This window comes from Streptomyces neyagawaensis (assembly GCF_023516595.1).
In the GTDB taxonomy this organism is placed as follows: domain Bacteria; phylum Actinomycetota; class Actinomycetes; order Streptomycetales; family Streptomycetaceae; genus Streptomyces; species Streptomyces neyagawaensis.
Genome location: NZ_JAMGBG010000043.1, coordinates 40064 through 62632, shown reverse-complemented (window position 1 = coordinate 62632; position 22569 = coordinate 40064). Strand labels below are relative to the sequence as shown.

The 22569-nt window shown below is 73.0% G+C and carries 16 protein-coding genes; 9 read left to right on the top strand and 7 right to left on the bottom strand.

Annotated elements, in window-relative coordinates:
- Positions 1-83: 83 nt before the first annotated feature.
- Both M8J73_RS19780 and M8J73_RS19775 read left to right on the top strand, forming a co-directional pair.
- The gene (locus M8J73_RS19780) at positions 84-4667 is read left to right on the top strand and encodes an FtsK/SpoIIIE domain-containing protein (protein WP_055539157.1); all 4584 of its coding nucleotides are present in this window, start codon (positions 84-86) and stop codon (positions 4665-4667) included.
- A gap of 66 nt (positions 4668-4733) precedes the next feature.
- Complete coding sequence (locus M8J73_RS19775; protein WP_055539158.1) at positions 4734-4952, top strand: hypothetical protein; 219 nt, start codon at positions 4734-4736, stop codon at positions 4950-4952.
- Between the two features lie 105 nt (positions 4953-5057).
- Here the strand turns inward: M8J73_RS19775 and M8J73_RS19770 are convergent, their stop codons facing one another.
- The 5 genes from M8J73_RS19770 to M8J73_RS19750 form a co-directional block, all read right to left on the bottom strand.
- Positions 5058-6563, bottom strand: coding sequence for an alpha/beta hydrolase (locus M8J73_RS19770; RefSeq protein ID WP_055539159.1), 1506 nt, complete (start codon positions 6561-6563; stop codon positions 5058-5060).
- A 132-nt stretch (positions 6564-6695) separates the two neighbouring features.
- Positions 6696-9140 (bottom strand): right-handed parallel beta-helix repeat-containing protein, encoded by a 2445-nt coding sequence (locus M8J73_RS19765; RefSeq protein WP_055539160.1) that lies wholly within the window; start codon positions 9138-9140, stop codon positions 6696-6698.
- 111 nt (positions 9141-9251) lie between these two features.
- Positions 9252-9875 carry an Rv1733c family protein gene (locus tag M8J73_RS19760; RefSeq protein WP_055539161.1) on the bottom strand — a complete coding sequence of 208 codons (624 nt, stop codon included), beginning with the start codon at positions 9873-9875 and terminating at the stop codon, positions 9252-9254.
- A 250-nt stretch (positions 9876-10125) separates the two neighbouring features.
- On the bottom strand, positions 10126-10950 hold the full coding sequence (locus M8J73_RS19755; protein ID WP_249828879.1) for an MOSC domain-containing protein: 825 nt from the start codon (positions 10948-10950) through the stop codon (positions 10126-10128).
- Positions 10951-11004: 54 nt separating this feature from the next.
- The gene (locus tag M8J73_RS19750) at positions 11005-11454 is read right to left on the bottom strand and encodes a DUF6643 family protein (RefSeq protein WP_249828878.1); all 450 of its coding nucleotides are present in this window, start codon (positions 11452-11454) and stop codon (positions 11005-11007) included.
- 323 nt (positions 11455-11777) lie between these two features.
- Here M8J73_RS19750 and M8J73_RS19745 point away from each other — a divergent pair, with 323 nt between their 5' ends.
- Complete coding sequence (locus tag M8J73_RS19745) at positions 11778-13100, top strand: TerD family protein (RefSeq protein WP_476718391.1); 1323 nt, start codon at positions 11778-11780, stop codon at positions 13098-13100.
- 54 nt (positions 13101-13154) lie between these two features.
- On the opposite strand, the gene M8J73_RS19740 is transcribed toward M8J73_RS19745, so the two are convergent.
- Positions 13155-14330 (bottom strand): glycosyltransferase, encoded by a 1176-nt coding sequence (locus M8J73_RS19740; protein WP_249828876.1) that lies wholly within the window; start codon positions 14328-14330, stop codon positions 13155-13157.
- Positions 14331-14387: 57 nt separating this feature from the next.
- On the opposite strand from M8J73_RS19740, the gene M8J73_RS19735 reads away from it, so the two are divergent.
- Together M8J73_RS19735 and M8J73_RS19730 are read left to right on the top strand one after the other, a co-directional pair.
- Positions 14388-15194: a glutamate racemase gene (locus tag M8J73_RS19735; protein WP_055542073.1), complete on the top strand. Its 807-nt coding sequence runs from the start codon at positions 14388-14390 to the stop codon at positions 15192-15194.
- 50 nt (positions 15195-15244) lie between these two features.
- On the top strand, positions 15245-15802 hold the full coding sequence (locus M8J73_RS19730) for a hypothetical protein (protein WP_249828875.1): 558 nt from the start codon (positions 15245-15247) through the stop codon (positions 15800-15802).
- Positions 15803-15919: 117 nt separating this feature from the next.
- On the opposite strand, the gene M8J73_RS19725 is transcribed toward M8J73_RS19730, so the two are convergent.
- Positions 15920-16912 carry an O-antigen ligase family protein gene (locus tag M8J73_RS19725; protein WP_206187842.1) on the bottom strand — a complete coding sequence of 331 codons (993 nt, stop codon included), beginning with the start codon at positions 16910-16912 and terminating at the stop codon, positions 15920-15922.
- Positions 16913-17201: 289 nt separating this feature from the next.
- On the opposite strand from M8J73_RS19725, the gene lnt reads away from it, so the two are divergent.
- From lnt to M8J73_RS19705, 4 genes are all read left to right on the top strand, one after another.
- On the top strand, positions 17202-18818 hold the full coding sequence (lnt, locus tag M8J73_RS19720) for an apolipoprotein N-acyltransferase (protein ID WP_055538900.1): 1617 nt from the start codon (positions 17202-17204) through the stop codon (positions 18816-18818).
- Positions 18819-18885: 67 nt separating this feature from the next.
- Complete coding sequence (locus M8J73_RS19715; protein WP_055538901.1) at positions 18886-19359, top strand: NUDIX hydrolase; 474 nt, start codon at positions 18886-18888, stop codon at positions 19357-19359.
- Positions 19360-19554: 195 nt separating this feature from the next.
- The gene (locus M8J73_RS19710) at positions 19555-20766 is read left to right on the top strand and encodes a hypothetical protein (RefSeq protein WP_055538902.1); all 1212 of its coding nucleotides are present in this window, start codon (positions 19555-19557) and stop codon (positions 20764-20766) included.
- A gap of 345 nt (positions 20767-21111) precedes the next feature.
- Positions 21112-22353: a cation:proton antiporter gene (locus tag M8J73_RS19705; RefSeq protein WP_249828874.1), complete on the top strand. Its 1242-nt coding sequence runs from the start codon at positions 21112-21114 to the stop codon at positions 22351-22353.
- Positions 22354-22569: the final 216 nt, after the last annotated feature.

Genomic DNA, 22569 nt, shown 5'->3' with positions numbered 1-22569 from the left:
CGTCAGGCTCCGCCGCGGTGCGCCGACCGCCGCCGCCCGGCACCGCACCTTGCCCGTCCGCGAACCACCCTCGAAGGGGAGACATGAAACTCCTCATCACCACCGTCGTCGACGGCGATGCCGCATGCCGTCAGGACGTCGTGCTGAGCGCCGATGCCGCCACCCCCGTGCGCGACATCGCCGAGCACCTGGCCCGGCTGCGCGCCGACGACCCGGCATCGACGCCGGACCAGGCGCCCGTCTGCTATCTGGGCGACGACCCGCTGCCCCCCGCAGCGCCCTTGGCCGCAACGCCCGTGATGGACGGCAGTGTCATCGGCCTCGGTATGCCCGTCCCCCGGTCCTGCGCGCAGTACGGACCCCAGCGTTTCGCCATGCCGCAACCTCAGCGGGTGGACCACTCGCCGGTGGTGGAACTCCAGGTGGTGGGCGGTCCGGACGCGGGGCGGGTGTACGCGCTCGGACTCGGCACCCACGGCATCGGCCCGCTGGAGGGCTCCGCCGTACCGCTACAGGGCCGTGGCCTTCCGTCCGAGGGCATACGGATCTCCGTACGCCCCGACGGATCCGCCATCGTCGAGCTGCCGCGGGACACCGGCGCGCGTCTGTCCGTACCGGAACCCCCGGAGCACCGGGGCAGACCGAACGTCGTCCTGTTGCCCCTCGCCGAGCAGGACGAGGAGGATACGGAGGACGAGTCGGAGGAGGAGGCCATCGAGACCGCGGCCCTCCTCGACGGCTGGGTGCCCTGGCCGCTCGGCGGTGAGCTCGCCCTCGGCGAGTACCTGCTGCGGCTGACCGAGCCGACGCAGCGGGACGCCGCGGTGGTGCCGTCCGAGGGCGGCGGCGGACTGGACTACAACCGGCCGCCGCGCATCCTGCCGCACCTCGAACCGGAGCGCTTCCGCCTGCCCGCACCGCCCGAGCCGCCCAGCCGCAGGCCCATTCCGTTCATGGTCGCGTTCGCCCCCATGTTCATGGGCCTCGCCATGGTGCTCTTCATGCACTCGTACTACTACCTGCTTTTCATGTTCATGTCGCCGATGCTGATGGCGGCGAACCACGTCAGCGGGCGTCGTACGGCCCGCAAGGACTTCGAGGAGAAGTCCCGCACCTACCGGCTGCGCCGGGCCTCGCTGGAGGAGGACGTCCGGCAGAAGGTCGTCACCGAGCAGCGGCTGCGCACCGAGAGCGCGCCCGATCCGGCGATGGCGGGGCTGTGGGCCGTCGGCCCGGGCCGACGGCTGTGGGAGCGCCGCCGCGGCGACCCCGACCACCTGGTCCTGCGCCTCGGTACCGCGAGCCAGCCGTCCCTGCTCGGCATCGACGACGCGGCGCGCGAGGACAACCACACCTCCGTGCACTGGAGCATCCCGGACGCGCCCGTCAGCGTCGACCTCGAACACTGTGGGGTGGTGGGGCTGGCCGGTGAGACCGGCCCGGTGCAGGCGCTGGCCCGCTGGATGACCGCCCAGGCAGCCGTTCTGCACACCCCGCGCGATCTGCGGATCGTCGTCCTCACCGACAAGTCGTCCGAGGAGTCCTGGGACTGGGCCCGCTGGTTGCCGCACTCCCGCGACGGTCTGCCCGGGTCCCGCGGCGGCGCCGTCACCCTCATCGGCAACGACCCGGAGACGGTGGCCAACCGGGTGGCCGAACTGGTGTCCACCCTGCGCACCCGGCAGCGGGCCGCGGAGTCGACCATGAGCAAGGCGCTGCTCAGCGAGCCGGACGTATTGGTCGTCATGGACGGCGCCCGGCGTCTGCGTGACGTCCCCGGTGTCGTGTCCATCCTCAAGGAAGGCCCGTCCGTACGGATCTTCCCGCTCTGCCTGGACCACGAGGAGCGGCTCCTGCCCGAGGAGTGCACCGCGGTGGTCCGCTACGAGAACCACCGGCTCACCTTGCGCCGCACCGGCCTGCCCGCCATCCCGGACATCCGCCCGGACCTGGTCGAACCGGCCTGGTGCGAGCGCCTGGCGCGGGGCATCGCCCCGATCCACGACGTCACCCCCGACGCCTCGGAGGGCCTGCCCGACCGGGTCGGCCTGCTCGACCTGCTGGGCCTGCCGGAACCGAGCGGTGAGGCCGTCGCGGCGCGCTGGGCCGGGCGCCCCGCGTCCACCGAGGTGCTGCTCGGCGCGGGCTATGACGGCCCGGCCGCCTTCGACCTGGTCAAGGACGGACCACACGGTCTCGTCGCGGGCACCACCGGATCCGGCAAGTCGGAACTGCTCCAGACCCTCGTGGCCTCCCTCGCCGCCGTCAACCGGCCCGACGAGCTGACCTTCGTCCTGGTGGACTACAAGGGCGGCAGCGCCTTCAAGGACTGTGTGCGGCTGCCGCACACCCTCGGCATGGTCACCGATCTCGACAGCCACCTCGTGCAGCGGGCGCTGACCTCGCTGTCGGCCGAGCTGGTGCGCCGCGAGCACATCCTGGCGGCCGTCGGCGCGAAGGACCTCCCCGAGTACCAGACCATGCGCCGCCGGGATCCCGAACAGGAGCCGGTGCCCCGGCTCGTCATCGTCATCGACGAGTTCGCGACCCTCTACCGGGAGATCCCGGACTTCATCCCGGGCCTGGTGAGCATCGCCCAGCGCGGCCGCTCCCTGGGCATCCATCTGATCCTTGCCACGCAGCGTCCGGCCGGAGTGGTGAACGCCGACATCCGTGCCAACACCAACCTGCGGATCGCCCTGCGGGTCACCGACACCACCGAGAGCCAGGACGTCATCGACACCAAGGACGCCGTCAGCATCTCCCCGAGCACCCCCGGCCGTGCTCTGGCCCGCCTCGGCCACGGCACGGTCGTACCGTTCCAGACCGCGTACTCCGGGGCCGTGCGGCCGGGAGCGGCGCCCGTCCGGCAACCGCGGCCGGCCAGCGGGGCCGAGGCACCCCGGATCTGGGGCACCGCACTGCCCTGGCAGCGCCTCGGCCGCGCGGTCGGCATGCCGAGCACCGAAGCCGAGCCCACCGCTTCCGCCGTCGACGACGACGTCCCCACCCACCTCAACGCGCTGGTGGAAGCGGTGCGCGAGGCGGCGGAGCTCACCGGCTGCGCCCCGCAGCCCAGCCCGTGGCTGCCCCCGCTCGGCCAGACCGTGCTGGTCGACGACCTGCCGCGGCCCGAGCCGACCGGCGGCGCCCGCCCGGCCCCGGTGCCCTGGGCCCTGTCGGACCTGCCCGGCGCCCAGGCGCAGGAGCCGGTGCGGCTGGACCTCGCCACCTTCGGCCACCTGTACGTCATCGGCATCCCGCGCTCGGGCCGATCGCAGGTGCTGCGGACCATGGCCGGCGCGCTGGCCCGCGCCCACACCGCCGCGGACGTGCATCTGTACGGCATCGACTTCGCGGGCGGCGCCCTGTCGGCCCTGGGTGTGCTGCCGCACTGCGGCGCGGTCGTACCGCGCGGCGACACCGAGCGGCTGGATCGCCTGTTCGCCCGGCTCGACGCGGAGTTGCACCGCCGCCAGGAGCTGCTGACCCAGCATCACGCGGCGAACCTGTCGGAGCTCCGCGAGATCGTCCCCGCCTCGTCCCGCCCGGCGCACGTACTGCTCTTCATCGACGGCTGGGACACGCTGGTCGACCTCGTCGCCGAGCGCAACGGCGGCCGGCAGATGGACCAGGTGAACCGTCTGCTCAGGGAGGGCGCCGCCTCGGGGCTGCATGTGGTGGCGACATCGGAGCGGGCACTGCTGGCCGGGCGGGCCACCACGCTCAACGACAACAAGCTGCTGCTGCGCCTCAACGACCGCTCCGACTACCACGTCGTCGGGATGCGTCCCAGCGAACTGCCCGACGTGATCAGGCCCGGGCAGGGCTGGACCTCCGACGGCACCGAGATCCAGGTGGCGTTGCTCGCACCCGGAGCCACCGGTCAGGAGCAGGCGGAGGCGCTGCGTGCCATCGGCGCCGAGGCGACCCGCCGCGACGCCGGGCTGCCCGCCGCCCGCCGGCCCGTGCGGATCGGCACGCTGCCGACGAAGGTGGCCTTCACGGACGCGTACGAAAAGGTGGCCGAGGAGCTGCGTAGGCCCATGTGGGGTCTGCTCGGGCTGGGCGGCGACGACGTCGCACCGGTCGGGGTGGACTTCGCGGGCCCCTCGCCGACGTTCGTGGTCGCCGGGCCGCCCGGCTCGGGCCGCAGCACCGCGCTGGCGAGCCTGGCGGTGTCCCTGCTCGCCTCCGGCACCCGGCTCGTCGTCCTCACGCCACGGGAGTCGCCCCTTCGCGCGTTGAACGGTCATCCGGGCGTACGCCTGCTGACCTCGCCGTCCCCCACGGCACAGGAGCTCGCCGCCGCGCTGCGCGGCGACGAGCCCCGCGTGGTGCTCGTCGACGACGCCGATCTGCTGATCCTGCCGGAGATCGACCAGGACCTGCGCGCCCTGGTCGAGTCCGGCCGGGACCGCGGCATCGGGGTGGTCGCCGGTGTCACCGGGGAGACGATGGCGGGCGCCATGGGCTGGCTCAGTGCCCTGAAGCGGCACCGCCGGGGCTTGCTCCTCGACCCTCAGAGCGTGATGGAGGGCGACATCCTGGGCGTGCGCCTCACCCAGGCGCAACTGCGCAACCGCAGGCCGGGCCGGGGCCTGACCGTCGACCCGCGCTCCGGAGAGCCGATCAGCGTGCAGATCCCGGAGACACCTCTTGACTGACGCCACGGCGGCGACGCCAGCAGAACATCGAGGCATTCGCGGGAGAACGACGGGAACCCGCCCCCCATGACGAAGTCACATGACGAAGCGAAGACGTCCCACACACCGGAGTCCCAGCCGAGCGTCCACCCGGGTTCCGACGAACCGCAGACGATCACGGCGCCGACGCCGCCCGTCGCGTGGACCGGTGACGCTCCGGACCCGGCCGACCTGGCCGACGAGGAGGAGGCATCGGAACGCTCCCGCACTCCCGAAGAACCGAAGGAGAAGCCCGAGACCGACTGAGCCGCCGCCGGGGACCGCGCATGTGCCGGGCTCCGTGCGCGGCGCGGCTGTCGCCGAGGGCGAGTGCCTTCGCCGGCCAGGCGGTCGGCGTGGAGCGCGCCCCGCCTACGCGTCGGGGCAGGTCACGTCCCGCTCGGGCCGCTGTCCCGTGAGCAGGAACGTGGTCACCGCCCGGTCGCCGCACGCGTTGCCCGTCCCCAGGTAGACGCCGTGACCGCCGCGTTCCACGGTGACGAGCCGCGCCCGGTCCCCGAGGGCCGCCCGCATCCGCAGCGCGCCGGCATGGGGTGTGGCCGGGTCCCGCCGGTTCTGGATCATCAGGATGTTGGACGGGCCGTCGTCGGTGATCCGGGTCGGCTTCTGGGCGGGCCGGTCCTTCCAGAAGGAGCACGGGGTGACGTTCACCGGCATGCCGGCCGTGAGCGGATACCGGACGCGGTGCTCGGCCACCGCCCGCTCGTGCGCCGCCACCGACGTCGGCCAGCGCACATCGTTGCAGATCACCGCCATGACGGCCGCCGCGTCCTCGTCGCTCAGCGGCTCGGCCAGATCGGGCGACAGGACCGGCGTCGCCCCCGGGTCACCGGCCTGCCGTATCAGCAGGGCCAGATCGTCGAAGGAGGCGTCGTCGTAGAGGGCGAGCTGCATCGCCTGACGCAGCCGGTCGCCCGTGAGCGGCACGCCCCGCGTGGTCGTCTCCCGCGGCGTACGGTCCAGCTCGGCGGCCAGGGCCAGGAACAGTGGCCGTACGTCCTCCGGTCGCCCGGCCAGCCGCAGGCCCTCCGGCTCACGGTCCGGGTGGGCGGCCCAGGCGGCGAAGTCCGGGAACCGGTCCTCCGCGCCCCGTGCCATGTTCTCCAGCCAGCGCCGCGCGACCCGGCGCGGATCGGGGTCGTCGTTGCTGTCCAGCACCCAACGATCGGTCCGCTCCGGGTACTTCTGGGCGTAGACGGCACCCACGTACGTCCCGTACGACACCCCGTACGCCGACAGCCGCTCCTCGCCCAGGGCCCGCCGGAAGCGGTCGATGTCGCGTACCTCGTTGGCGGTGGTGAGGCCGCGCAGCACGGCCCCGCCGTTCTTCGCGCACGCCTCGGCGGTACGCCGGGCCCGTGCGACGTTCTCACCGATGCCGCCGTCGGGCGCGGGCCAGGACCGCAGGGTCACCAGGTGCCGGTCCTCGGTGGGGAGACCGCAGGTCGCCCGGGTGCTGCCGCCGACACCACGCGGGTCCAGGCTGACGATGTCGTACGCGCCGCCGAGTTGCCCGCGCAGCGCCTTCCCCTGCTGGGTCAGGCGCCGGACGCCCGAACCGCCCGGTCCGCCCGGGATCACCAGCAGCGTGCCGCGTCGTGCCTCCGGGTGCTCACTGCGCAGCCGGGACACGGCGAGCGTGAGCCGCGGGCCGTCCGGGTCGCGGTAGTCGAGCGGAACGGGCAGGTCGGCGCACTCCTGGTCGGTGGGGCCGCCGGGTTGCGCGCAGGGGCGCCAGGTGAGTGTCGGCGGCGCGGAGGGCGCGCCGGCCGCCGGGCCGGCGAGGGCGGTCAGCGTGGTGGCGGCGGCCGAGACGGACAGGGCGAGGACGAGGGCTCGTCGAGTGCGATGCGTCATGGGGATCATGCTGTCGGCCGGGGCCCTTCGGCCCCATCCGGCCGACCGCCCACCCGTGGTGGGGTTCTCCCCCTGGGGCTCACCCCAGGGGGCCGCGCCCCGACGGCTCCGCGGCACGCGCCGGGGGAGCCGTCACGGCAGCTCGGGGAGGTCCTCCGCGTACAGCAACGTCAGGTCGTCGGTGCTGGGTTCGTCGACCTGGGCGACCCGGCTCGCGTGACGCTCCACCATCGCCTCGAAGGTCTGCCGCGCGGTACGGCCGTTGCCGAAGGCGGGGCCCTTGGGGAGCGCCGTGAAGTACTTCAGCAGGGCCTCGCCCGCGCCCGCCGCCAGCCGGTACTCGTGCTCCTCGGCCTGCTGCCCGACGATCCGCAGGAGCTCCGCGGGCTCGTAGTCGTCGAAGGTGATCGTGCGGGAGAAGCGGGACGCCACACCGGGGTTGACGGTGAGGAAGCGCTCCATCTCGGCCGTGTAGCCGGCGACGATCACCACCACCGCGTCCCGGTGGTCCTCCATCAGCTTCACCAGCGTGTCGATGGCCTCCTTGCCGAAGTCCCGCCCGGAGTCCTCGGGGGACAGCGCGTACGCCTCGTCGATGAACAGCACCCCGCCACGGGCCCGTTCGAAGGCCTCCTGGGTACGGATGGCGGTGGATCCGATGTGCTCGCCGACCAGGTCCACGCGGGACACCTCGACGAGATGGCCCTTGTCCAGGACACCGAGGGACGCCAGGATCTCGCCGTAGAGACGGGCGACCGTGGTCTTTCCGGTGCCGGGGGAGCCGGTGAAGACGAGGTGCCGTTTGACGGAGGCGGCCTTCAGACCGGCCTGTTGGCGGCGGCGGCCCACCTCGATCATGTCCGTGAGGGCCCGCACCTCGCGCTTGACGCTGTCCAGGCCGACCAGCGCGTCCAGTTCACCGAGCACGGCCTTCGACGTCCGGGCCGGCTGCTCGGGCTCCGCGGCGGGCGCGGTGACCACCGGCGGCTGCGGTTCGACGGTGCGCTGGCCGGGGATGGAGCCCAGCAGGCCGGGGGAGCGGGGCGCGGTCTGGGTCGCCGTTTCGTGCGCCACCGGGGGCCGCACGCCGGCGCTCTCGTCGCTGGCGCAGTCCTCGACCAAGGGCCCGCCGCCGGAGGAGCCGGGGCCGCCCTCCGCGAACTCGTAACCGCCGCGCGCGCAGCGCTCCGTACGGCATTTCCGCAGTGTCGCGCGGCAGCCGTCGATGATGTGGAAGCCGTAGCCCCCGCTGCCGGTGACCCGGCAGTTGAGGAAGCTGCCGCGGCCCTCGGCCGAGACATAGAAGCCCGCCTCGGCGGGCGAGGTGACCGTGCAGCGCTCGATGGTGGGGTCCGCGCCCTTGGTGACGATCACTCCGGTCTGTGTGCCGTCCAGGGTGCAGCCGTTGAGGGTGCCGCCGCTGCCGTGGTCGCGGAACCAGGCGCCCGTCGCCGCGTCCCGGATCCGGCAGTCGTCGAGCTGCGCGGTCGCGCCGTCGCTCACCGACACCGCCGTGTTCCGCACCTGCGACAGATCGCTGTCCACGACGTCCGCGCGCGACCCCCGGTCCAGGACGAACAGGGCGTCCGGCACGTCGTGGACCCGGCAGGACTCCAGGACCGCCGTGGCCCCGTCGCTGACCCAGACGGCCGGATAGTCGCCCGTGCTGTCGAAGATCTCGCACTGGTTGGCGTCCACGCGGGTGCCCGGGTCCCACACCGACAGTCCGTTGCGCCCGAACTGGCGCACCGTGGTGCGGGTCAGGGTGAGCACGGAGCGGGAACGCAGATCCACCGCGTTCTCCGGGATGTCGTGGATGCGGCAGTCCGCCAGGGTGAGCACGGCGTCCGTGTCGAGCGTGACACCGTCCGCGGTCGTGCGGTGCACATCGCAGTCGGTGAGATGGGCGGTGGCCCGCCCGGTGATCTGGACTCCGCTGCCCCGGACCTCGTAGATCTCGCAACCGACGGCCTCCAGCGCGGAGTTCTCGCCGGTCGCCGTCAGGCCCGAGCCGGAGGCGTGGTGCACCCGGCACCGGTCGAGCCGTGGATGGCCGCCGCCGCGCACCGCGACACCGGCCTGCCCGGCCGCGACGACCTCGCACTCCTCGAACACCCCGCCGCCGCCGTCGACGACGGCGATACCGATCCCGGCGGGGTTGTCGACCGTGCACCGCCGCACCGTCGGACGGGCGGTGCCCCGCACCTCGATGCCGACCGCGGAGCGGGTCACGATCCTGAGGTCCATCAGCTCGGGTGTGCCGTCCTCGACGAGCAGCGCCGGCGCCGTCGCGTCCTGGCCCTCCACGTGCAGGTCCTGCACCACGGCCGAGGCGGACACCGTGAGCGGTACCCCGTCCACGGGCGCGATGCGGACCGAGCCGGGCGATCCCTCCGGGCCGCGCAGCGTGACCCCGCGCTGCACGACGAGGTTCTCCCGGTACGTGCCGGGAGCGACGATGAGCACATCGCCGTCGCTCGCGGCCTCCAGGGCCGCGGCGAGCGATGTGTACTCACCCGTGCGGCGCCGCCACCGCGATGTACCGGTGTGCGTCACCTGGACCGTGCCCTGTGCCATGGCGTTGCTGTGCCCCCACCTCGTGGAACGCGGGTCGATGCCGAACAGTTCGGCTGGTCGGTCCACCGTAGCGTGCGTGGGCAGGGCGAGTTGACCGGAGTGGGAAGGCCGTCAGCTGCCCGTGCCCGTCCTGCCCCAGTCCGGCCCCGCCTTGTCCCATGCCTGGTCCCAACGGACGTACCGGTGGCGGATCATGCGCCAGACGATCAGGCGTCTGCAGCCCTCGATGAAGCCCGCGGCCAGCACGGTCGCACCGAATCCGGCCAGGACCGCGTGGGTCGTCGCGGTCGCGCTGTCGAGGGGCCGGCCGATCGTGCGGCCCTGGGCGTCCGTCCACAGTGCGAAACGGTCCCCGGGCCGCGGGTCCTTGAGTCCCGACATGACCGTGCCGTGCCGGTCTGTGCCGTCGGGGCCGGTCCAGTCGGCGACCACGCGACTGTGCCGGTCGCGGGAGGTCGACGTCTCGGGGTCGGGGTCGAACGGGGAGCCGGCGACCCGCTTGACGACGGTGGCCGTCACCAGATGCCGGGCCGCCCGCTGGTCCCGCACGGACTGCTGCAGGGAACTCTGCGCGGCCGTCCCGACGACGGCGCCGACCAGGGGGGCGGCGACGAGGATCAGTGTGAGGGCCGCGAACGCCAGCCACGCCTCGACGAGATCGGTCGTCCGGCGCAGGGGATTGCGGCGCCAACGCCACAGCCCGCCGAATGCCCCCAGCCCGCCGATTGCCCGCACTGTCCCACGCCCCCTTCCGCGTCCGTGATAACCCCCAGCGGGGAAGCCCACGTGCGGTACCGGTGAAGAGAGAGCGAAATCACCTCTCCGACCGGCCTTCTCATGAACTTCTCACAAAGGCCCAACGGCCGGGCCGGGGACCTGTGTTCCCGACCGCCGGCCGAATCCAGGATGTTGAATTTTCAAGGTGGATGGTACTCCTATGCGTGCCCGGGGATCTCCACGATCCGAACTCCCCTTATGCGTAAGGCTATTCGAGCACGCGCACCGGATCGCCGATCCGAACCGTGCCGCCGGATTCCGGAACGAGGTTCTGCCCGAAGACCAGCTTGTCCCCGAACCGCCGGTGCCGCGCGAGGGTCCGCAGCGGCTCCCGGCCCCGCTGGGCGGTGTCCTGGTCGGTGGTGGTCACCACGCACCGCCCGCACATCTTGGCGACCCGGAAGGTGACCTCGCCGATGGCGACGCGCCGCCAGCCGTCCTCGGCCCACCCCTCCGTGCCGTCCACCACGACGTTCGGCCGGAAGCGGCTCATGGGCAGCGGGCCCTCCTCGGGGTGGTCGCCGTGGGCGATCAGGGAGTTGAGCGCGTCGAGCGAGCCGAGGGTGGTGAGCAGCAGGGGGTAGCCGTCGGCGAAGCTGACCGTCTCGCCGGGGCGGGCGAACTCGGGGTCGACGGGGCGGCGGGTCGCGGGGTCGTCCAGGTGGACCAGGCGTACGGGGACGCCCAGATAGTCGCTGAACCAGGCGTGCGCGGCCGCGTCGGCGGGGACCGCCTCCACCTTGTCCTGCCAGATCTCCACGGTGATCGTCGGGGCCGGCCCGGGTGCGGCGACGGTGAGCGGCTCGCGGCCGGGTGCGGACAGCACGACGCCGCCGCCGGGCTCCAGCCCGGCGGCGGCCAACGCCATGCGCGGATGTGGACGTTGTGTGATGACCTTGCCCGAGTCGTCGACCAGCACCCAGCGACGGTCACCCGCCAGACCCCAGGGCTCCACGACGGCCTCGTCGGGGGCGAAGCCCCGGGCCGCCTTCAGCGGGTGGACGTGGATCGAGTGCAGCGACGGATTCCCCATGGGGCCATCCTGCCAAACGGCGGTGACCACCCCACGCGGAATGTTTCAGTCGGCTCAGTACCCGCGGTACTGCTGGCCGTTGTACGGGTCCTGCTGGTACGGCGGCGTGGGTGCCGGGCGCGGGGCGGCGGGGCGCATGGCCTCGTAGCCCGTGCCGGGGCCCATGGGGCGTTGCTGCTGCGGTGGCTGCGCGCCGGGGTAGCCGCGCGGGCCCCCGGCCTGCTGCGGGATGTACGCCGTCGGTGCCTGCTGGAGCGGCGACGGCTGCTGGGCCTGCGGATAACCGTAGGCGGGCGAGGGTTGCGAGGGGCCCGCGGGCAGCGCGGGGAGCGCCGACGGGAGGGCGGGCAGATTACTGCCCGGCGTGTCGTACGCGGCCGGGACTCGGATCGGCGCGATCTGAGGGGTTCCCCGCTCGGCGACGAGAGAGTCGTAGATCGGGGTGTCCGCGAAGGACGAGGCGGAGTAGTAACCGCCGCCGTAGGTGGAGCGGGGGGAGGTCATGGCACATAAGTTAAGCCCACGATGTGCTGGTTGGGGAGACCGATAAGAGGGTTGTTTTCCGTGTCCGCAGTGACGCTGGATCCCCAATGCGAGCGAACTCGGCGAAAAAGGGCAGCGAAAAGGGCTGTGATCGTGTAAAGGCCGAGTTCCGAGTGGGTTACCGGGGGTTGGCCAGTGATCTTTCGGTCCGGCTTCTGGGGGTTCGGGCGCCGGGGGAATAGGTTTGGCGCCGACAGACGGGCCGGACGGTTCGGACGGACTGCGTGGGACACGGCCTGGTGATGACCCTTGTGGGTGACCTTCTGATGGGGGCGGACATGACAATGCCGAAAGGATCGAACGTCGCGGTGCCGACGACCGCGCTGCGCGTGGAATTGGGCTGGCGCTCGGGACCGGGTGTGCCGGACGCCGACGCGTCGGCGCTGCTGCTGACCGGGGGGAAGGTCCGCTCCGACGCGGACTTCGTCTTCTACAACCAGCCCGCGCACTCCTCCGGCGCCGTCCGGCACGGGGGCAAACAGGACATGGGCGGACAGGTGACCGACTCCCTGTACGTCGACCTCACACGCGTGGAGCCCGCCGTAGAGACCGTGGTGCTGGCGGCGTCCGCCGACGGAGGAACGTTTGGGCAGGTGCCCGGCCTGTACATCCGGGTGCTCGACGAGCGGGCCGGCACCGAGGTCGCGCGCTTCGACAGCGCGGACGCCGGTGTCGAGACGGCGTTCGTGCTCGGCGAGTTCTACCGCCGGCAGGGCGCCTGGAAGTTCCGTGCCGTCGGCCAGGGCTACAGCAGCGGCCTCGAAGGACTGGCCACCGACTTCGGCATCACCGTGGACGAACCCCAGCACGCCGCCGCCCCGCAGGCGCCCGCCGCCCCGCAGGTCCCGATGTCCCCTCCCACGCTCGTCTCCCCGCAGGCGCCCGTCTCCCCGCCCGTCACCGTGCCGCCGCCGGTGACGACCGCGCCCCCCGCACCCCCGGCCCCGCCCGCCGCGCCGCCGGCCCCCGTGCGCCTCACCAAGGTCACGCTCACCAAGGAGGCCCCGGCGGTCTCCCTGACCAAGCAGGGCGGCACCTCCGGCGCCATGCGCGTCAATCTCAACTGGGAGGTGCGCAAACAGTTCACCGGGTGGGGCAGCAAGCTGGGCCGGGCCGTCGCCATGCACGCCGACCTCGACCTCGACCTCTGCGCCCTGTTCGAACTGTCCGACGGCAGCAAGGGCGTCGTCCAGGCGCTCGGCAACGCCTTCGGGGCGCTGCACCGCCCGCCGTTCATCCACCTCGACGGCGACGACCGCACCGGGGCCCTGTCGAGCGGCGAGAACCTCACCATCAACCTCGACCAGAAGAACGCCTTCCGGCGCATCCTCATCTTCGTGACCATCTACGAGGGCGCCCGCTCCTTCGCGGACCTCCACGCGACGGTCACGCTCCAGCCCCAGCACGGGGCGCCCGTCGACTTCTCCCTCGACGAGTGCACCGTCCCCTCCACCGTCTGCGCCCTCGCCCTCATCACCAACCAGGGCGGCGACCTCATCGTCCAGCGCGAGGCCCGCTACCTCGTCCCCGAGCGCGGCGTCAGCCCCCAGCGCACGGTCGACTACGCCTATGGGTGGGGCATGAACTGGACACCGGGCAGGAAGTAGCCGCCCACCTGACGAAGCCGCCCCCTTGGCAGGGGAGCGGTCGGCGTCATACGGCTAGCCCTCCTCGGGGACCGTCTCCGGGCGGGCGTAGGTGCGGCCCTTCCAGGCCGCGCCGCGCCCCCGGTAGTGCTGCACGGCGGAGTCGACGGTCATCAGGAGGTAGAGGACCGCGGTGAACGGCAGCAGAGGGGCGAGCCACAGCGGCTGCCGGTAGTGGCGCAGCATCGGAAGGTACGTCGCCGCCATGAGGGCCCAGGCGAGCCCGCCGGCCCACGCCGCCGGCACATCGCCCGCCGCGAGCCCCAGCAGGAACGCGGCGGGCGGCACCCCATAGACCAGCAGCAGGCCGAGGACCGTGCCCGCGAGCAGCAGGGGGTTGTGGCGCAGCTGGGCGTAGGCGCTGCGGGAGACCATCCGCCACAGGTCGCCCAGCCGCGGGTAGGGCCGCACGCTGTCCACCCGTTCCGCGAGACCCAGCCAGATGTGGCCGCCGCTGCCCTTGACCGCCCGGGCGAGGGCCACGTCGTCGATGACGGCCTGCCGGATCGCGTCCGGGATCCGGGCCCGCTCGGCGGCCTCCCTCCGCAGCAGCACACAGCCACCCGCGGCGGCCGCCGTGCGCGAACCCCGCACCCCGATCCGGCGGAACGGGTACAGCTGGGCGAAGAAGTAGACGAAGGCGGGGACCACGAGCCGCTCCCAGGCGCTCTCCGCCCGCAGCCGCGCCATCTGCGACACCAGGTCGAAGCCACCGGTGCGCGCCGCCGCCACCAGCGCGCGCAGGCTGTCCGGCCGGTGCGCGATGTCCGCGTCCGTCAGCAGCAGGTACTCGGGAGCACGCACGCGTGCCAGTCCGATCCCGTGCCGTACGGCCCACAGCTTGCCCGTCCAGCCCGCGGGCGGCTCCCCGGGCGAGGTGACCGTCAGCGGCAGGCCGCCGTGACGCAGGGCCAGCTCGCGGGCGAGCCCGCCGGTGCCGTCGGTGCTGCCGTCGTCGACCAGGAAGACCTCGGCGCGGCCGGGGTAGTCCTGGGCCAGCAGCGACGGCAGGCTCTCGGGCAGGACGGCGGCCTCGTCGCGCGCGGGGACGACGACGCAGACGTACGGCCAGTCGTGCGGGTCCCGGCGGGGTGGTAGTCGTACATCTGTGCGCCAGAAGAAGCCCTGGCCGAGCAGCAGCCACAGCCAGGCGGCGAGTGATCCGGCGGCGGTCCACGCGATGGCGCTCACGTCGGCAGTCTGCCCCACGCCGACGGGCCCGCCGAGGCAATCGTCTATCGTGGCCGGGTGAAGATCGCGCTCATGGACTCCGGTATCGGTCTGCTGCCCGCCGCCGCCGCGGTGCGGCGACTGCGCCCCGACGCGCATCTCGTGATCTCGTCCGACCCCGACGGCATGCCCTGGGGACCGCGGACCCCGGAGGACCTGACGCGACGTGCCCTCGCGGTCGCCGAGGCGGCGGCCGAGCACCGGCCGGACGCCCTGATCGTCGGCTGCAACACGGCGTCCGTGCACGCCCTGCCCGCCCTGCGGGCCCTCCTCGAACCGGAGCTGCCGGTCATCGGCACGGTCCCGGCGATCAAGCCGGCCGCGGCCTCCGGCGGCCCCTTCACCATCTGGGCGACGCCCGCCACCACCGGCAGCCCCTACCAGCGCGGACTGATCGAGGAGTTCGCCGACGGCGTGCCGGTCAGCGAGGTGCCCTGCTGGGGTCTCGCCGAGGCCGTCGAGCACGCCGACGACGCGGCCATCGACGCCGCGATCGCCGCGGCCGCCGCCCTCACCCCCGACGACGTGACGACCGTCGTCCTGGGCTGCACCCACTACGAACTGGTCGCCGAGCGCATCCGCGCGGCCGTCCAGAAGCCCGGACAGCCGCCCCTCTTCCTGCACGGCTCCGCCGGAGCGGTGGCCGCCCAGGCGCTGCGCCGGATCGGCGAGCTCCCCGCCCCCGACGCCGAGTGGACCGAGGCCGGCCTGACGGTCATCCTCAGCGGACGCGAGGGCGCGCTGCCGGACCCCGCGCTGGCCTACGAGGAGGGCAGGCTGCTCCAGGCGGTCGGGGCAACGCTCGCGGCCCAGCCCGAGAAGTGACGTTCCGCGACCAGGTGCCTGCGCAGCGGAACCTGAGTACGCTCAGAGTCATGAGGGACCACTCCCACGGCGTGCCGGGCACCCCCGAAGCCCTCACCTCCGAGGTCTGGACCGGCCGCGCGACCAATCGCGCCCAGTGGCTCCTGGCGCTGGGCGGCGCCGCCTTCATGGCGCTGGGCATCGAACTCGCGGTCGACTCCGCGTGGACGTCCGGTACGGCCCCGCTCGTCATGTCGGTCGTCGGCTGCATCGCGGCCGGGCTGCTCGTCCTGTTCGGGACGCTCGCCTTCGTGCATGTCTCCGTGAGGGTCGACGGGGAATGCCTGGAGGTGCGCTGCGGACACATCGGCGTGCCGCGCCGCCGTATCCCTCTGTCCCAGGTCACCGACGTGGACTTCGCCCCCTGTGTCACCCCTCACCAGTGGGGTGGCTGGGGCTACCGCTGGCGCCCCGAGAAGGGCACCGCCGTCGTCGTACGCAGAGGCGAGGCCGTAGTGCTGCGGCTCACGGACGGACACACGTTCACCATCACCGTCGACCACGCCGAGACGGCCGTACGTGTCATCCGGGCCCGGCTCAGGCCCAAGGCGTCCGACTCCGCTCGCTGACGCCGTCAAGGGCGCCGGGTTTTCCGGGGCGGCGCCGGGGGTTCAGGGCGCCGGGGCCTTCGCGGGCGTCGGGGCCGTCCGTCGGCGGCGTCCCTCGTGGTCCCTGGTGGGCTGGGCTCATCCGCCGCCCGCGTCACGGCCCGGTACGCCGACGCCGCCCTCCTCGTCCGCGAGGGGCCGCGCCGTCGCCATCCCCGCGAGCAGGCCCGCGCCCGCCGTCACCGTCGTGAAGCTCAGCGCGTTGCCGACCGTGGCGATCGCGGCCAGCGCGGTCAGCGCCGCGCCCGCGGTGAGCGCGACCGGCGTGGCCCGCGGGGACCGCCACAGCACGTAGAGGACCCAGCAGAACACCGTGGCCAGCAGGGCGACGCCGATGAGTCCCTGCTCGGCCGCCAGCTGGAGCGGCGCCGAGTGCGGCTTGTCGTCGGACGGCAGCGACTGGGCCAGCGTGGGGCTGAGCTCGCCGAAGCGGCCGGGGCCCGCACCCAGCAGCGGTTCGGCGCGGGCCATGCCGAGTGCGTCGTGCCACAGCAGGACGCGGTGCGGGGTGAGCTGGCCCTCCAGGGAGTCGGTCAGCCCCGACGGCAGCGCGTTCTCCGCCGTCGCCCACGTCGTCGCCGTCACCAGGGCGATCACGACCGCGAGCCCCGCGAGCCCGGGGCCACGGGGCATCCGGGCCGCGGCGAGCGAACAGAGCAGCACCCCCGTGCACGCGACGACACCGGTGGTCGAGCCGAGCACACCCGCCGTCACCGCGACGCCCACGGCCAGCAGCCGCAGCCCGAACCGCAGGCCCGGCGCACGGGCCGCCCAGGCCGCGCAGCAGGCGGCGCCCGCCGACAGGACCAGCAGCGCGGCCGTCGCGCCCGTGTGCCCGAGCGGTGAGATGAACGGTGAGCTCGCCGTGGTGTGCGGGGCGGTGACCGCCAGACCGAGACCGGCGAGCGCCCCCGCGCCCGGCGCCACGACCGGCAGCAGGGCACCGCAGATGCGCCCCGCCGCATAGCCGGCCGACACCGCCAGCACCGCGAGCAGCACACCCTCGGGGCGGCCGCCCCGTGCCGCCGCCGTGACCAGCGACCAGGCCGCACACGCCCCGAGCAGGATCACGCCCGTGACATCGGAGACGTTCCGTCTGTCGGACGCGGCCGACGCTCCGGCCGCAGGCTCCGTCCCTATGGACCCCAAAACGCCCCCCGACTGTGCCGGGCCCCGACCGCTCGACCGTGTTCGGCCGCACGTCAGAGGCTCGGGCACACCGTAACGGGTGAGGTGCCCAAGTGTGGACGAGTTGCGCAGGAACGATGCTGCAGATGTGCGGGGAACCTGCGCCCGGGCCGCGCCGGGACCGGACGGACCGCGCTGTGAGCGCCCCCGGCACGCGCCGTACACTCCCCAAGTGACCGTCACCGCGACTCCCGTAGACGAGCCGGAACAGCTCGAACCCCAGGCCGCGCCCGTTTCCCGCGCGTCCCGATGGGCCCGTCGGCTTCTCCCGGCCGCCGCCGCGGCGCTCTCCGGAGTGCTGCTCTACGTCAGCTTCCCGCCCCGGACCCTGTGGTGGCTGGCCCTGCCGGCGTTCGCGGCCTTCGGCTGGGTGCTGCGCGGGCGGAGCTGGAAGGCGGGACTCGGCCTCGGTTATCTCTTCGGCCTCGGCTTCCTGCTGCCGCTGCTCGTCTGGACCGGTGTGGAGGTCGGCCCCGGACCGTGGCTCGCGCTGGTCGCCATCGAAGCGGTGTTCGTGGCACTCGTCGGCGCGGGTACCGCCGTCGTGTCCAAGCTCCCCGGCCGGCCGCTGTGGGCCGCCGCCCTGTGGGTCGCCGGCGAGGCCGCACGCGCGCGTGCCCCCTTCAACGGCTTCCCCTGGGGCAAGATCGCCTTCGGCCAGGCGGACGGCGTCTTCCTGCCGCTCGCCGCGCTGGGCGGCACCCCGGTCCTCGGCTTCGCGGTCGTCCTGTGCGGCTACGGCCTGTTCGAGATCGTCCGGCTGATCGTCGAGGCCCGACGCACCGGTGCCGCGCTGCGCCGCGGGACCGCCGCCGTGGCGGCGCTGAGCGTGGCCGTCCCCGTGGCCGGCGCCCTCGCCTCGCGCGGCCTCGTCAGCGACAGGGCCGAGGACGGCACGGCGACCGTCGCGGTCATCCAGGGCAACGTCCCGCGGCTCGGGCTCGACTTCAACGCCCAGCGCCGGGCGGTCCTCGACTACCACGCCAAGGAGACCGAGCGTCTCGCCGCCGAGGTCAAGGCCGGCAAGGTGGAACGGCCGGACTTCGTGCTCTGGCCGGAGAACTCCTCCGACATCGACCCCTTCGCCAACGACGACGCCCGCGCGGTCATCGAGCACGCGGCCACCGCCATCGGCGCGCCCATCTCCGTCGGCGGTGTCGTCGAACGCGACGGCAAGCTCTACAACGAGCAGATCCTCTGGGACCCGGAGAAGGGCCCCACCGACACCTACGACAAGCGGCAGATCCAGCCGTTCGGCGAATATCTGCCCCTCAGGTCGCTCATCGGCGCCATCAACGACCAGTGGACGTCCATGGTCCGCAAGGACTTCAGCCGGGGCACCGAGCCCGGTGTGTTCACCATGGACGGCGCCAAGGTCGGTCTTGTCACCTGCTACGAGGCGGCCTTCGACTGGGCGGTGCGCTCCGAGGTCACCGACGGCGCGCAGCTGATCTCCGTGCCCAGCAACAACGCCACCTTCGACCGCAGCGAGATGACCTACCAGCAGCTCGCCATGTCCCGGGTCCGCGCGGTCGAGCACAGCCGCACCGTCACCGTGCCGGTGACCAGCGGTGTCAGCGCGATCATCATGCCCGACGGGAGGATCACGCAGCGGACCGGGATGTTCGTCGCCGACTCCCTGGTCCAGAAGGTGCCGCTGCGCTCCTCCGAGACACCCGCCACCAAGGTCGGCATCCTGCCCGAGATGCTGCTGGTGCTGGTCGCGGCCGGTGGGCTCGGCTGGGCGATCGGGTCCGGTGTGCGCGGGAGGCGCGCCGGTGGCGTGTAGCCGTACGCCGCGCGTGCGCGTGCGGGAAGCGTCGGGGTGAGGGAACCGGCCCGTTAGGGTCGGCTCCATGGCTACCCCTGAATTCATCCGCACGCTCCGTGTCTCGGCCGGTCATCAGCTCCTCTGGCTCCCCGGGGTCACCGCCGTCGTCTTCGACGACGAGGGCAGAGTGCTGCTGAACCGCCGGTCCGACAACGGCCTGTGGTCGCTCATCGGTGGCATCCCGGATCCCGGGGAGCAGCCCGCGGCCTGTGCCGTGCGCGAGGTCCAGGAGGAGACGGCGATCAGGTGCGTGGCCGAGCGGATCGTCCTCGTCCAGGCACTCGACCCGGTGCGGTACGACAACGGGGACGTCTGCCAGTACATGGACACCACGTTCCGGTGCCGTGCCGTCGGGGGAGAGGCACGGGTCAACGACGACGAGTCGTTGGAGGTCGGCTGGTACTCCCTGGACGCCCTGCCCGACCTGAGCGAGTTCGCGCTGTCCCGGATCAAGCAGGCCATGTCCGACGCGCCCGCGTGGTTCGACCCCATCGTCTGACGGCGGCCCCCGACACTCGGCCTACGGGAGCTCATCGGTCCTGTGTGCCGCCAATTCCCCTTTCGTGCAGGATGGTTGGTGGGCGACCGGGTCGGCGGGGCCGGGCGCGGTCGGCCCGGGGCGGGCGTGTACGTTGGCACGTGATCCGTTACCGACCACGACGGCGCCGGGACCGGCGAAGGGGAAAACGAGCACATGGCACGCGTTGCCGTCATCACCGCGCCGAACATCGGGTACCGCAACACGGGCATGGTGACCGTCGACCTGGCGTTCGAGTCCCTCCGGCGGCGGATGGCCGCCCCCGTCGACGCCACCTGGTACACCCTGCACCCACCGGAGACGGTCGAACTGCGGGAGTGCGCGCGCGGCACCGAGTTCCCGTTCCGCTTCCGGCGGTTGGCCGAGCACCTCGACGAACTGCGCGACCACGACGCGGTCGTCTTCTGGGGCGACTTCCTGCACACGCGGCACTATCTGGCGCAGGACGCGACGAACCGCCTCATGGACTTCGGCATGGCCGAGGACCGGGACGCGGCCCGGCAACTGCTGAACCGTACGCTGCTGCTGGCGGACCAGCCGGACGAACTCCTGTCACGGACCCTCAGCTACGGCGGGACGATCCTGCACAACACGCAGTCCGACTACGAGGACAAGGAGTACGGACCGCTGTTCGCACGGCTGGTGACGGGCAGTCACCGGATCTGGACGCGTGAGCCGCTCTCCGCGGCCAAGGTCGCCCGCCTCCGCGGGGACCGCGCCACCGAGCACTTCGGCGCGGACGCGGCTTTGCTGTCCCGCCCCGGCGACCTGGACCACCTCCCGGCCACGGCCTGGTCCCAGGAACTGCCGGAGGGCGGCGCGATCGGCGTGTTCCTCGGCGCGCGCACCGAGATCCCGGCCTGGCTGCCGGAGTTCTGCGCGTCCCTCGCGGACCGACTCGGCGCCCCGCTCGAATGGCTGCCCTGGTTCGACCGGGACGTCCCGGCCCGCGCCGCCCACATCGCGCGGCGGCCCGGCGACCACACCCTCGGCGACCTGCTGCACGTCCTGCCCCGGTACCGACTGGTCGTCACCGACACCTACCACCTGGCGGTCAACGCCTGGGGGGCCGGCACCCCCGTCCTGTGCGTGGGCGCTCCCGAGCCGGTGCCGACGACCCACGACGACTATCTGACGCTGAGCGACGTGAAGAAGCATGTGTTCCACATGGCGTACGACGCGGCGGACTTCTATCTGACCACCCTTCCCGACACCCGCGAGGGCCACGAGCGGCGCCTCGACCGACTCGTCCACCTCGTGGAGGGGGGCGGCGCCGACGCCGTGGCCGCGCGGATACGCGAGCACGCCGATCAGTCGGCGACCGCCTTCACCGAGACGCTCACCTCGCTGCTCGACACCCCGCGCTGACCCAAGAGGCCCGGTAAGGCAAACGTTTACTGCCTTCGACGGGCCACCCTTGTATGTGGTTTTCGGATTGTCCCTTTCGGGGATGCGCTAGCATCCTTACTGAATACTTATGCTCCATTGAGCATGTGTTCGCTCAGGCGTGGGGGGAGTGGTCGGCGGTACAGGGCCGACGTGATGGGGGGCGAGGGCATGGGGCGAGTCATCCGCGTGCGTGCCGTGATCGCCGCTCGCGACAGTGTCCCCGATACCGGCGCGTGACGGGCTGACCGGACGCCCGCCGCCGTACCCGCCTACCGACACCAGGCACAGTCGCCGCCCGCCCTCGTCGACGGAGGACAGACGCCCGTGCATCACACCACCGCCATGCTCATCGAACTAGGGGCGATCATCCTCGCCCTCGGCCTGCTGGGACGCCTCGCCGGACGCGTGGGCTTCTCACCCATACCCCTCTACCTGCTCGCCGGGCTCGCCTTCGGCCAGGGCGGAATCCTTCCCCTGCGGGCCAGCGAGGGGTTCGTCGCCACCGGCGCCGAGATAGGCGTCATCCTGCTGCTGCTCCTGCTCGGCCTGGAGTACAGCGCCACCGAACTCGTCACCAACCTCAAGACCCAATACCCCTCCGGCGCGGTCGACTTCGTCCTCAACGCGGCCCCCGGCGCCGGACTGGCCCTCCTCCTCGGCTGGCGCCCGGTCGCCGCCGTCGCCCTCGCCGGGGTCACCTGGATCTCCTCCTCCGGCGTCATCGCCAAGGTTCTCGGCGACTTGGGCAGGCTCGGCAACCGTGAGACACCCGTGGTGCTCGGCATCCTGGTCCTCGAAGACCTGTCGATGGCCGTCTACCTGCCGATCCTCACCGCCCTGCTCGCCGGGGTGAGCCTCGCGGGCGGCGCCGTCACCCTGCTGATCGCCCTGGGCACCGTGGGCGTCGTCCTCTTCGTGGCCCTGCGGCACGGCCGGCTGATCAGCCGTGCCGTCTCCTCCGACAACGCCGAACTGCTCCTCCTGGTCGTTCTCGGCCTCACCCTCGTCGTCGCGGGGCTCGCCCAGCACCTCCAGGTCTCGGCAGCCGTGGGCGCGTTCCTCGTGGGGATCGCCCTGTCCGGTGAGGCCGCCGAAGGGGCCAGCAGCATCCTCACGCCGCTGCGGGACCTGTTCGCCGCGGTGTTCTTCGTCTTCTTCGGCCTGCACACCGATCCCGCCGACATCCCGCCGGTGCTCGTCCCGGCCCTCGCCCTGGCCGCCGTCACCGCCCTCACCAAGATCGCCACCGGTCACTGGGCGGCCCGCCGCGCCGGCATCACCGCGAAGGGCCGCTGGCGGGCGGGCGGAACCCTGGTCGCCCGCGGCGAGTTCTCCATCGTCATCGCCGGACTCGCCGTCGGCGTGGAACCCCGGATCGGTCCGCTCGCCACCGCCTACGTCCTGATCCTCGTCGTCCTCGGTCCGCTCGCCGCCCGCTGGACCGAACCCCTCGCCCGCCGCGTCACCGACCGCGTCACCCGACGCGTCGCACCTCGCCCGCCGGCCCCGGCCGTGGAAGCGGCGGCCGTGGCCGAGCCCGTGGAGCCCGTTCATGCGAGCGGGTGAGCACCGGAGAGCGGGCCGCGCCGGTAGGGCACCGATCGGGGCCGCCGAACCGGATCGGTCGGGGCCGCCGAACGGGATCGGTCGGGGCGGTCGGGCCGGGCCGACCACGTCGCGCGAACGCCCGCCCCGCACCGTCCCGCCCCGCACCGTCCCGTCCCGCGCGCAGGGCGACGACATGACTGCCCGCGACGCGCCCGCGGCGCCCGTATGAGCCGG